Below are 12,080 nucleotides of genomic sequence, written 5' to 3' on the forward strand. Positions count from 1 at the left end.
ATTTGTTTTGTTCAGGTTTACTGACGTATTAGGACTTTACTAAAGATAGAACGAAATTGTTTGATAATAATCAAGCTCTTACAGGGATGACGTCGACTGCCTGGTCGGTCGTGTGGCCGCCGTAGATCTTGAGGATTCCGATCACCGGTGCGACGTCTGAATAGTCCCGTCCGTAGGCTACCCTTATGTGATCGGTGCCGGCCATCATGTTGTTCGTGGGGTCCCATTCCATCCAGCCCGTCGTCCGGCCGCACCAGACGCGAACCCAGGCATGCATGGCATCGGCGCCTTCGAGGCGCTCCTTGCCCGCCGGCGGGATGGTACGCAGGAAGCCCGAGACATAGCCCGCCGGGATATCGAGCGACCTGAGCGCCACGATCATGATATGGGTGAAATCCTGGCAGACGCCCTTCTTCAGCTTGAAGGCCTCGCCCACGGGCGTGTTCACCTTGGTTGCGCCGGGCACATAGGTGAACTGGGAATGGATGGCCGAACAGATCTTGTTCGCGGCTTCCCTGACGCTCATTTTAGGCTTGATGAGGCTGCGCGCCCATTTGGCGATATCGGCACTATAAGGCAGGCGCGGACTGACGCCCAGGAAATGGTGCGGCGATTCCGGTTCCAGCGTCCAGCAGTCGAAGGTCTCTTCCGTGATCTCGCTGACGACAGGCGAGATGTCGGCGAGCGGCAGCTGGGCTTCCACCTGCACGCGGGCCTGCATGCGGATTTCGAGTTCCTGATGCGAATTGCGGAAACTGATCGAGGAGGCGGCATTGCCGAAGAAATCCACGAAGTCGGTCCGCTCCTCGGGCTGCGGGTCGACGCTGACGGTTCCCGCGATCAGCCGCTGGCCCTTCGGCAGCGTCAGCGGCAGCACGCGCACCACATGGCGGGCGCCGCTGGCGCCAACCTCGTATTCATAGGTGATCTTCATTGTGATGTCGTAGAGCATGGGTATTCCGGACGCCGTTCCCTAGAGCAAGTTGTCGCTATTGGAGTCATCCTGTTGGCTCCAATAGCGACAACATGCTCGATACCCTTGATGCACTGATTCAGGTGAAAATGAAATCGCCGATGTCGAGGTCGAGGACGGTCGTGCCTTTTATGATCAGCCTGTCGTCGCCGCTGCGGATTTCGACATTGCCGTTCCTATCCTTGGCGTGGTGGTCGATCATGTCGGTGAAGTCAGCGACCGCATCGAAACCCTTCAGATCTATCTTGTCGATTCCGTCGGCAAAATCGGTGATCGTGTCGACACCGTAGCGGGTCGCGAAGACAAATGTGTCGGCATCTTCCGCGCCCGCCAGACGGTCATTGCCCTTGCCGCCATCAAGCGTGTCCGTGCCGGCGAGGCCGAACAGGTCGTTGTCGCCCCGATTGCCCGTCAGGGTGTTGGCGGAGGCATTTCCCGTGCCGTCGATATCCTTCTTGCCGGAGAGGATGAGCGTTTCGACCTCTGCGCCGAGCGTGTAGGTCACCGACGATTTGACCGTGTCGTCGCCCTCGCCGGCATCCTCGACCAGTTGGAGATTTGCGCGGTCGGTGATCAGCATGTCGTCGCCTGGGCCACCGATGACCGAGCCGTTGAACCTTCCACCCCGGTTATCGAAGACATCATTGCCGCCGCCGAGATCGACGTCGTCGCCGATGAGTTTGCCGCTGTTGATCAGTGTGTCATCGGAACTGTCACCCAAGAAGACTGCGCCATCTTCGACGGCCATGAGTCCCCTGTTAACGGTTCTCGATGTGGTATCAGCGGTGAACACTTCGACGACGACCGCGTGATTTCTCGCGGAAATGTCGCCGGTCTTCTGGTTGACGAAAACCGTATCATCGCCGATGAGCACGACACCGGCGTTGGCCCAGATGCTGCCGGTATTGACAAGCTTCGACCGACCGCCGCTAAGCCAGACGCCCGCCTCGTCTGCAATGAGGGTGCCGTTGTTGGTGGCGCGGCTGTCCGCGCCGGACAGGACGATGGCGAATTCCCCGGAGATCAATCCCGATCGGGCGACGTCGATCCGGGATGAGACGCCTTCGACATAGATTCCGACATTGGAGGCGATGATCCCTCCCGCAACGGTAATCTTCGCATTGGAAGCCGCGGGTGAAAAATAGAGGCCTTCCGTGTCGGAGAGCAAGACCGCCGACGAGTCCACCACTACGGACATCGAAGCTTCGGTATAGATTTCCGGGCCGAAAAGTCTGCCCTTCAGAATGTCCTTGGCCATGGATGCCCCCTGCGACCGGCGATTGAGGTGTCGGACTGCAATCTGCCGAGGATCACGGCTCAAATCAACAGGTCAGATGGAGATGTAGGTCTTTGCAAGGAGATCGGAAAGATTTTCCATGTCCTCAGCCAGTTGCGCATAGACTTCGGTGGTCATCGCCTCCGGCGTCATCAGCGACAGTTGATTATAGATCTTCAGGACTTCTCGGTAGAATGGCGAATACTGGCCGTTGATCGTGGCATTGGGGAGAAGTTCGACTTCGGTCTTGATCTCGTTGAGCTGATAGAAGATCGAGCGCGGATTGAGTTGGTCGAGGGCGAGCAGGTCGGTGACCGTCAGGCGTGCAGTCGCGACATTGTAGCGGCGGCGGTGGGTCATGACGCTGTCGCCGATCTCGATCAGCATGTCGAGCGCGCCGTCGGGTGCATCGGGGCCGGAGAGATGGCGGAGCAAGCGGGCCATGTGCAGGCCGCGTTCGAGATGCCGGCCGATCGACAGGAAGCGCCAGCCGGTGAAGCGGTACATGTTTTCGTGGACGAGACCGGCAAAGCCCGCAAGCTTGCGGAGCAGGATGGTCATGGCGCGGGTGGCATCATCGCCGGGCAGCACCTTCTCGCGGAAATCACGCGCCGTCTTGGCGAGGTCGTTCAGCGCCAGCCAGCCATCAGGCGAGAACCGGTCGCGAATGTTGGAGGCGGAATAGAGCGCGCTCGAAATGTTCATCACCAGGGTTTCCGGCACGACCTCCTCGGTATCGACATCAAGTGCCGCGAGATATTCGGAAACGTCGGCCAGCAGCGGCTGCTCGCGATCGGCATATTCGGCGAAGCGGCCGTGCCAGGAGCGCAGGATGCGCAGCGCGCCTTCCGCGCGCTCGATATAGCGGCCGAGCCAGAACAAGTTGTCGGCGGCGCGCGATGGCAGGCTGCCCGGCATGTTGCGGGTGAAATTCTCCTCGGACGGCAGCAGCGTCGACCATTTCACGGCGCTATCCGAGACGATCCAGACATCGGCGACCGAGCCGCCCTTCTGCATGGCGATGGCCGAGACGTCGTCGCTGCCGCCGATGCGGGCGAAGCCGCCCGGCATGATCTGCCAGCCCTCCTTGGTGCGGGCGGCGAAGACGCGCAGGCTCATCGGTCGCGGCGACAGCTTGCCGTTGACAAAGGCCGGCGTGGTGGAGAGCTTCACGACCTCCTGGCCGACAAGCCGATGTCCTTCCTCCTGGAGGCGGGTCAGCATTGCGGCGTTCTTTTCCCTCAGCGCCGAGCCGGAGAGCGACTCGTTGCCGTCATCGAAGAACGACAGCCGCGAATAGGCCGGGCCGATCATCATCCTGTCGAGGTTGGCGATGACGTGGTCGCGCTCGGACTGCTGGCCGCACCACCATGTCGCAATCGATGGTAGCTTGAGTTCCTGATTGAGCAGGCGGCGACAGATGGCCGGCATGAAGGCGAGAAGGGCGCGGGTTTCCAACAGGCCCGAGCCCAGCGCGTTGACGATGGCGACGCTTTCGGACCGCAGCGCCTGGACGAGGCCCGGCGTGCCGATCTGGGAGGTCTGGTTGAGCTCGAGCGGATCGGCATAGTTGGCGTCGAGGCGGCGCCAGAGCACGCTGACCGGCTTGAGACCGGCGACGGTACGGACCATGACCTGGTTGTTGACGACAGTAAGATCCTCGCCCTCAAGCAGCATGAAACCGAGATAGCGGGCGATATAGGAATGTTCGAAATAGGTCTCGTTCGCCGGTCCCGGGGTGAGAACGGCGATGCGGTCTTCCGGATGCTTCTTGTAGCCCTGCAGCGTATCGCGGAAGGCGCCGAAGAAGGAGGCAAGCCGGTGGACATGGGTTTCGGCGTAGATGTCGGAGAAAGCGCGTGTCGTCGCGACACGGTTTTCCAGCGCGAAGCCGGCGCCCGAGGGTGCCTGGGTGCGGTCGGCCAGTACCCACCAGTCGCCATCCGGGCCGCGGCCGATCTCGAAGGCGACGAAATGCAGGAAGTGGCCGCCGGCAGGCTTGAGGCCGACAAGCGGGCGGAGATATTCGGGATTGCCGGCTATGAGTGCTGGCGGCAGGAAGCCTTCCTGCACCAGGCGGTTTTCGGAATAGATATCCTCGGCGATCAGTTCGAGCAGTTCGGCGCGCTGGATCAGCCCTTCGGAGAGTTTCTCCCATTCCTGTTCGTTGATCAGGACGGGGACGTGGCTGAGCGGCCAGGACCGTTCGGCATTCGGCGCGCCGCCATAAGCGCGGTAGAATACGCCAGCGTCGCGCAGGTAACGGTCGGCCTTGTCGATGCGGGTCTCGAGTTCGTCCTCGGACATCGCCGAGAGGCGGTTGAGGAAATGCCGCCAGACCGGACGTACTTCGCCATCCGGACCCAGCATTTCGTCCGGGGCGCCTGCCAGCGGACGATAATCCAGCTTCTTCTTCGGCGTCTCGGCTTTCACCTGCGCGCTCGTTGCCCCCGCACTTACCATTTACACTCCCGGCGGCCTCCTGAGGTCCAACGTCAGCGGGAAATCCGGATGGGGTTCTTCCCGTGCCAGCTGATAGCGGCCGGATGTGTAGCCCCATGGCTCGAAGCGCGCGAGCCGTCTCGCCTGCGCTTCATTGCCATTGACCGGAAACGTCTCGTAGTTCCGGCCACCCGGATGAGCGACGTGATAGATGCAGCCGCCCACCGCCTTGCCCGTCCATGTATCATAGATGTCGAAGGTGAGCGGTGTGTTAACCGGCAAAACCGGGTGGAAACCCGACGCCGGCTGCCAGGCCTTGTAACGCACGCCGGCGACCGCGACGCCGCGCGTCTGGGTGTTCTTGAGCGGCACCGGCCGGCCGTTGCAGGCCACCGCGAAGCGCTCGGGATTGGTGGTTTCGAGCTTGACCTGCAGGCGCTCGACCGAGGAATCGACGAAACGGACGGTACCGCCGATGGCACCGGATTCGCCCGTGACGTGCCAGGGTTCCAGCGCCTGGCGGAGTTCGAGCCGCGTGCCTTCGTAATCGACCTCGCCATAGAAGGGGAAGCGGAATTCGAGCTGGGCCTCGAACCATTCTGGCCGGAACGTGAAGCCGTGGCTCTTGAGGTCGTCGAGCACATCCATGAAATCCGCCCAGACATAGTGCGGCAGCATGAAGCGGTCGTGCAGCGTCGTGCCCCAGCGGACGAGCTTGCCTTCCAGCGGCGCTTTCCAGAAACGGGCGATCAGGGCGCGGACCAGCAGCTGCTGTGCAAGGCTCATGCGCGAATCCGGCGGCATCTCAAAACCGCGGAACTCGATCAGGCCAAGGCGGCCGGTCGGGCCGTCGGGCGAGAAGAGTTTGTCGATGCAGATTTCGGAGCGGTGGGTGTTGCCGGTCGAATCGACCAGCAGGTTGCGGAACAGGCGATCGACCAGCCATGGCAGCGGGGGCACGCCCTTGCCGGGGGCCGGGACCTGGGCGAGCGCGATTTCCAGTTCGTAAAGGCCGTCGTGACGGGCTTCGTCGATGCGCGGCGCCTGGCTGGTGGGGCCGATGAACAGGCCGGAGAACAGGTAGGATAACGAGGGATGACGCTGCCAGAAGAGCACGATGCTTTTCAACAGATCGGGGCGGCGCAGGAACGGGCTGTCGTTCGGGTTGGCGCCGCCGACCACGACATGGTTGCCACCGCCGGTGCCGGTGTGGCGGCCGTCGATCATGAATTTCTCGGCGCCGAGGCGGGACTGGCGGGCTTCCTCGTAGATCGCCGTGGTGATGTCGACGCATTCGCGCCAGTTGCTCGCCGGGTGGACGTTGACTTCGATGACGCCGGGATCGGGGGCGACGCGGATAACGTTCAGCCGCTCGTCCTGTGGGGGCGTATAGCCCTCGATATGGACGGGCAGACCGAGGCTTGCGGCGGCGCGCTCGGCCGAGGCGATGAGGTCGAGATAGTCTTCGAGCTTCTCCGTCGGCGGCATGAAGATGCAGAGCCGGCCATCGCGCGGCTCGATCGAGATGGCGGTACGGACGCGGCCGCCGATCTCCTCGTAGGACTGGCCGATCTGCTCCTGCTGGCCGGCAGCATCCGCCTTCAGCGAATGCTCGGGCATGGCGCGGCCCTTCTCAGCGGCGAAATCCGGCAAGTCCGGCTTGGCGACCGTCGGGTCCTCGGGATTGATATAGGGATACATCGACGGCGAGATATAGGGGAGCGCGTTCAGCGGCAGGCGGAAGCCGACCGGCGAATCGCCCGGTACGAGGAAGATGCGGCCGCGTCGCGTGATCCATTTCTCGCTGACCCAGACGCGGCCCGACGCGCGTGCCTGCCAGGCCTGGACCGGGAGGACGAAGCCGGACGGCGTGGTGAGCCCGCGCGAAAACACCCGGGCGATGCGGTTGCGCTCCTCGGGATCCTTGATCTTCGAATTGGCGGGATCGACATTCTCAGGGAGATTGGCCTCCTTGACGATCCACTCGGCGGGATCCTCGTAGGCGGGCATGACGTTCTCGGGCGTGAGATCGAGTTCGACGGCGATGGCTGCCAGCAGCTTGCCGGCATCGTCGACGGTCGCTTCGTAATCCTTGCGCTCGATGGCGACGAGCTGGGGATCGCGCCAGATCGGCTTGCCGTCCTTGCGCCAGTAGAGCGAGAAGGTCCAGCGCGGCAGGGTCTCGCCGGGATACCACTTGCCCTGGCCATAGTGCAGGAAGCCGCCGGGCGCAAAACGCTCTCGGATCTTGCGGATCAGGGTGTCGGCGAGGTCGCGCTTCTGCGGGCCGACGGCAGCGGTATTCCATTCGTCGGACTGGAAATCGTCGATCGAGACGAAGGTCGGCTCGCCGCCCATGGTGAGGCGCACGTCCTCGGCCTTGAGATAGGCATCGACCTCCTCGCCGAGCCGGTCGAGATGTTCCCAGCTATCCTGCGGAAAGGGCTTGGTGATGCGCGGATGCTCGGAGACGCGGATGACCTTCATGTCGAAATCGAAGGAGGTCTCGGCCTGGCCGAAATAGCCGCCCGAGATCGGCGCAGCATTCCTGAAATGTGGGCTTGCGGCGAGCGGAATATGGCTTTCGCCCGTCAGCAGGCCGGAGGTCGGGTCGAGACCAATCCAGCCGGCACCCGGCAAATAGACTTCACACCATGCATGCAGGTCGGTGAAATCGACCTCGGTGCCGGAGGGGCCGTCGAGCGCCTTGAGGTCGGGCGCGAGCTGGATGAGGTAGCCGGAGACGAAGCGGGCGGCGAGGCCAAGATGGCGCAGGATCTGCACGAGCAGCCAGCCGGAATCGCGGCAGGAGCCGAGCGCGGTGAGCAGCGTCTCCTCCGGAGTCTGGACGCCGGGCTCCATACGGATGACGTAACCGACACGGTTCTGCAGCATGGCATTGAGGCCGACGACCATATCGACGGTCTTTTGCTTGCTCCGATCGAGCGTATCGAGGTAGGCCTGAAGCTCGGGGCCGGCGGGCTCGGGCTTGATGTAGATCGAAAGGTCTTCCTTGAGGTCTTCCGGATAGGCGAAGGGCCAGTATTCGGCGCTTTCCTCGACGAAGAAATCGAAGGGATTGTAGACCGTCATGTCGGCGACGAGATCGACCTCGATCTTCATCTCGGTCACGGGTTCGGGGAAGACGAAACGGGCGAGATAGTTGCCGTAGGGGTCCTGCTGCAGGTTCACGAAATGGTTGGACGGGGTGACCTTGAGGGCGTGGCTGAGGACCTTGGTCTTGGAATGGGGAGCAGGTTTGAGCCGGATAATCTGGGGCGAGAGGATGACCGGCTTGTCGTATTTATAGTGCGTGAGGTGATAGATGCTCGCCTTGATCGACATATGGCGCTGTTCCCTGCTTTTGATTTTGGAGTTTGTGCAATGCAAACCGGGAAAGCAAGCTGATAAATTAAGAACATACCAATGGCCGGGGAATGTCCGGGCCGTCGCTTGACAGACGCTCGCCGCATTTGTAATTAGCAATTATGTTAATTAACAAAAATGTTAAATTATGAACCCGCAGCTTTCATCCGTTTTCGCCGCGCTCGGCGACCCGACACGGCTCGCCATCATCCAGCGGCTTTCCGAGGGCGAGGCTTCGGTGCAGGAACTGGCGGAACCCTTCGATATCAGCGGCCCGGCGATCTCGCGGCACCTGAAGGTGCTGGAGCAGGCAGGGCTGATCACGCGGCGCCGCGAGGCGCAGCTCAGGCCCTGCCGGCTGGAGCTTTCGCGGCTTGAGGAGATCCGGGACTGGACCAAACAGATGAAGCGCTTCTGGGACGAGAGCTTCGACAGGATGGACGACTATCTCGAAGAGATATTGGAGGACAGGAAATGAATATAATGAACACGTCGGACCGGGTGCTGGCCTTTGAGCGGATTTTCGACGCGCCGCGCGAGATCGTCTTCGCGATGTGGACCAACCCGAAGCACATGATCCGCTGGTACGGTCCGCGCGGCCACAGCCTCACAAGCTGCGAGCTTGACGTTCGCGTCGGCGGCGGCTGGCGGGCCTGCATGTTCAACGGCGATGTCGAGACCTGGGTTTGGGGCACCTATCATGCGATCGAGGAACCCTCGAAGCTGATCTTCTCGTCGTCGATGCACTGGCACAAGTACGAAACGCTGGTGACCATCCATTTTGATGATACCGGTGACGGGCGTACGCGGATGCGGTTCCGGCAGGAGGAGTTCTGGAATGAAGCGGATTGCCAGGATCATCGCTGGGGCTGGGCGAGCGCGCTCGACAAGCTCTCCGAACAATTGCTGGTCATGCAAACGGCAGGCCTCTTCAACGACCTGTTGTGGAAGGAGCCGCGCCGAAACGGTGTGGCCGAGGATTTCGCGGAAGCCGCACGCCGTGCGAAGGCCGAGCGCGAGACGATGCCCGACCAGGTCATTCCGCCGAGCGTTAAATCCTAAGCGATCTTTGCTTCCGGCATCGACAGGCGATGGAGCAGGAGTTCCAGCCCGTGGTTGAGCGCGGAGCGGGCATCGTCGGTCAGGCTTGACAGGATGAACTCGATCTCACGGCAGGGATCGAGCTTGAGGAGCGCGCGGCCGGAGGCGGTCAGTTCCAGTATTTCCGCCTTGCCGCGTGGCTGTTCCTTGGCCTTGGCGAGCAGGCCCTTCTGCAGAAGCGTACGGACGGTGCGGCTGACGGGACCGTTTGCCATATGCTGGAAGCGTGCGAGCTCACTTGCCGTGCAGAGATCGCGGCGCGCTCTGGAGAAATATCTCAGCGCCACCCATTGGGCGGGAAACATTTCGTGCTGGTAGCCCCTGGCATGCAGCATGCGGGCCAGCAACTCCAGCATGTCGGCAATCGCCGTCGCGGACGGTTTGAGCATGGGTCGTCAATCTCCGGCATCGAGTCGCGTGTTTCGGATCGGACGGATAAAGCGGGTGGGGGCCAAATTCGTCAAACGCTTTGCTGGGAAAGGATGAACAACCCTATAATGAAGAGCATCGCATTTGCCGCTTGAGTCGCAGTATCAATATGTTAGAGGTTGTGAATATGGAAACGATCGCGTTCCGCATGGTGCTGAACCCCGGCCAGAAGGCGGAATACAAGCGTCGTCACGACGAGATCTGGCCGGAGCTTTCGGCGCTGCTCAAATCATCAGGTGTTTCGGATTATTCCATCTGGCTCGACGAAGAGACCAACCACCTTTTCGGCATATTGAAGCGCACCGAGGATCACACGATGGACGCAATGCCCAAGGAGGCGATCATGCGGAAATGGTGGGACTATATGGCTGATGTCATGGCGGTCGAAGCGGACAATACGCCGGTGCAGGTGCCGCTAACGCGGGTGTTTCATATGGCGTGACGGCAATCGGGCTTGCGAGTGACTGGATAAGTGCCGCTGGCGTCCTCTTCTCCCCTTGGGGAGAAGGTGCCCGAAGGGCGGATGAGGGGTTGCGCGAAGCGCGGAATGTGCGGCTGAGAACCCCTCATCGCCTCGCATTCGCTCGGCACTTCTCCCCAAGGGGAGAAGAGGGAGCCAGTTGGATCGCCAGCGCTCCACAGTTGGCCAAGATGCCACACAACCTTTCCAACGGTCGTATGATCAGCTACGCATGGGCCGAGGAAATGCCGGGAGGGAACATGAACAGGATCGATCTCGAAGGCCAGCATGCCGTGGTGACCGGTGGCGCGCAGGGGCTCGGCTTTGCCATGGCCAAGCGGATGGTGGAGTCGGGCGCCCGGGTGACGCTCTGGGACATGGACGAGGCCCTGCTGGGGACCGCCGCTGCGGCACTTGGTAGGCAGGCTACTCGCGAAGTGGTGGATATCTCGGACTGGGAGCAGGTGGAAGCGGCGCGCGAGCGGACGTTGAGCAATAGTGGCGCGGTGCAGATCGTGGTCAATTCGGCCGGGATCGCCGGGCCGGCGGGGCCTCTCGACACCTACGAGATCGCGATGTGGAAGAAGATCATCGACATCAATCTCCACGGCACATTCTTCGTGAACCGCGCCTTCGTGCCTGGAATGAAGGCGCAGAACTATGGCCGCATCGTCAATATCGCCTCGATCGCCGGCAAGGAGGGCAATCCAAACGCCTCGGCCTATTCGACATCCAAGGCGGGCGTGATCGGGCTTACCAAGTCGCTCGGCAAGGAACTCGCGGGTTATGACATCGCGGTCAACTGCATCACGCCGGCGACCGCGCAGACGCGCATCCTCGAACAACTGACGCCGGAATTCATCGAATATATGCGGGTGCGGATTCCGCGCGGGCGGTTCCTCGAGGTTGAGGAAGCGGCGGCGATGGTGGCCTGGCTGGTGTCGAAGGAAAACAGCTTTACCACGGCGTCGGTGTTCGATCTCTCGGGCGGCCGGGCGACGTACTAAAGACGGTCAGCACGCTCACTTCACATTGACTGTCGTCTTCCGATCGATGATCGCCTTGCCGTCGCGGATGATCTCCAGACCGATCGCATAGGAGCCCGATAGGGGCGAGCCGCGCTTGCCGGAATAGGCGGAATAGACCGCCTTGTTGCGGTCGAGGGGTTCGGTTGTGGTGTCGACCAGAGGCTGGCCGCTGGGATCGCTCATGGTGAAGCGCAGGCGGTCGCCGGCTCTCAGGTTGGCGATCCATCCCCAGACCACGGTTGCCTGATCGCTCGATGCAGCATCAGCCGGCGGGCCGTCGATGGCGAGCGCGTCGTAATCGACCACCGATCCGGCAAGACCGAAGCCGAGGATATCAGGCTTGTCGTGGGGCAGGGCGTCCATGACGGCCTTGGAAAACAGGGGGTGGGCGTCTGCGGGATTGGCGACGCATCCATCACCGATCTTGCGGCCGGTCAGCGGATCGATCTCCACGCCGCCGATCCGCACCGTCAGATGGACATGCGGGAACTGAGCGAGACCGGAGGCGCCGACCTCGCCGATCTTGTCGCCTGCTTTCAACCTTTGCCCCGGACGAACCACGATGCTGCCCTGCTTGAGGTGGCAATATTGCGTCTCGGTGCCATCCGCGTGCTTCATGACGACGCCGTTGCCGCATTCCTTGTCGGCGACGGCCCGGCGATCCGCATCGGTCTGAATCAGGCGATCCGGCGCGCCATCGCGGCCGCGCAGCACCTCGCCATCGGCGGCTGCCACGACGGGCACGCCGCGCGCGACATCCTCCATCGACAGGATGCGGAGATCGACGCCATCGTGGCCGTCATAGGTGGCGATGCCACAGAAGGGATCGGTGGCGCCGGGGCCTGCCTTCATGTCCGGCGACTGTTGCAGGAAGCAATCGGTGCCGAGCGTGCATTCGGCGGGCAGCCTGAGTTCGATCGCGGCGGCGCTGCCTGTGAGGCAGGCGAGGCCTACAAGTGCAAGGCCGATCGTGCGCAGTCCCATCCGGTCGCTCTCCATCCCATG

General features: G+C 62.1%; 10 protein-coding genes. 4 read left to right on the forward strand and 6 right to left on the reverse strand.

The window, feature by feature from the left end; all coding sequences use genetic code 11:
• Positions 1–70: 70 nt before the first annotated feature.
• The 4 genes from ACSQ26_RS28250 to ACSQ26_RS28265 form a co-directional block, all read right to left on the reverse strand.
• Positions 71–952 (reverse strand): transglutaminase family protein, encoded by an 882-nt coding sequence (locus tag ACSQ26_RS28250; protein ID WP_436014884.1) that lies wholly within the window; start codon positions 950–952, stop codon positions 71–73.
• Positions 953–1,052: 100 nt separating this feature from the next.
• Complete coding sequence (locus ACSQ26_RS28255; protein ID WP_436014886.1) at positions 1,053–2,231, reverse strand: calcium-binding protein; 1,179 nt, start codon at positions 2,229–2,231, stop codon at positions 1,053–1,055.
• 72 nt (positions 2,232–2,303) lie between these two features.
• A complete protein-coding gene (locus tag ACSQ26_RS28260; RefSeq protein WP_436014888.1) occupies positions 2,304–4,712 on the reverse strand; it encodes a circularly permuted type 2 ATP-grasp protein in 2,409 nt (802 codons plus the stop codon).
• Positions 4,713–8,036 carry a DUF2126 domain-containing protein gene (locus ACSQ26_RS28265; RefSeq protein ID WP_436014890.1) on the reverse strand — a complete coding sequence of 1,108 codons (3,324 nt, stop codon included), beginning with the start codon at positions 8,034–8,036 and terminating at the stop codon, positions 4,713–4,715.
• 169 nt (positions 8,037–8,205) lie between these two features.
• Between ACSQ26_RS28265 and ACSQ26_RS28270 the strand changes: the two genes are divergently transcribed.
• Both ACSQ26_RS28270 and ACSQ26_RS28275 read left to right on the forward strand, forming a co-directional pair.
• A complete protein-coding gene (locus ACSQ26_RS28270) occupies positions 8,206–8,535 on the forward strand; it encodes an ArsR/SmtB family transcription factor (RefSeq protein ID WP_436014892.1) in 330 nt (109 codons plus the stop codon).
• A 5-nt stretch (positions 8,536–8,540) separates the two neighbouring features.
• Complete coding sequence (locus ACSQ26_RS28275) at positions 8,541–9,119, forward strand: SRPBCC family protein (protein WP_436014894.1); 579 nt, start codon at positions 8,541–8,543, stop codon at positions 9,117–9,119.
• On the opposite strand, the gene ACSQ26_RS28280 is transcribed toward ACSQ26_RS28275, so the two are convergent.
• A complete protein-coding gene (locus ACSQ26_RS28280; protein WP_436014896.1) occupies positions 9,116–9,547 on the reverse strand; it encodes a hypothetical protein in 432 nt (143 codons plus the stop codon). The genes ACSQ26_RS28275 and ACSQ26_RS28280 overlap by 4 nt on opposite strands.
• Before the next feature lie 167 nt (positions 9,548–9,714).
• Between ACSQ26_RS28280 and rhaM the strand changes: the two genes are divergently transcribed.
• Both rhaM and ACSQ26_RS28290 read left to right on the forward strand, forming a co-directional pair.
• Positions 9,715–10,029 (forward strand): L-rhamnose mutarotase, encoded by a 315-nt coding sequence (rhaM, locus tag ACSQ26_RS28285; RefSeq protein ID WP_436014898.1) that lies wholly within the window; start codon positions 9,715–9,717, stop codon positions 10,027–10,029.
• Positions 10,030–10,307: 278 nt separating this feature from the next.
• Complete coding sequence (locus tag ACSQ26_RS28290) at positions 10,308–11,054, forward strand: SDR family NAD(P)-dependent oxidoreductase (protein ID WP_436014900.1); 747 nt, start codon at positions 10,308–10,310, stop codon at positions 11,052–11,054.
• A 15-nt stretch (positions 11,055–11,069) separates the two neighbouring features.
• Here ACSQ26_RS28290 and ACSQ26_RS28295 read toward each other — a convergent pair whose 3' ends face one another.
• Positions 11,070–12,059, reverse strand: coding sequence for a M23 family metallopeptidase (locus ACSQ26_RS28295; protein ID WP_436014902.1), 990 nt, complete (start codon positions 12,057–12,059; stop codon positions 11,070–11,072).
• Positions 12,060–12,080: the final 21 nt, after the last annotated feature.

The organism is Rhizobium sp. LjRoot254 (genome assembly GCF_964254105.1).
Classification (GTDB): domain Bacteria; phylum Pseudomonadota; class Alphaproteobacteria; order Rhizobiales; family Rhizobiaceae; genus Rhizobium_E.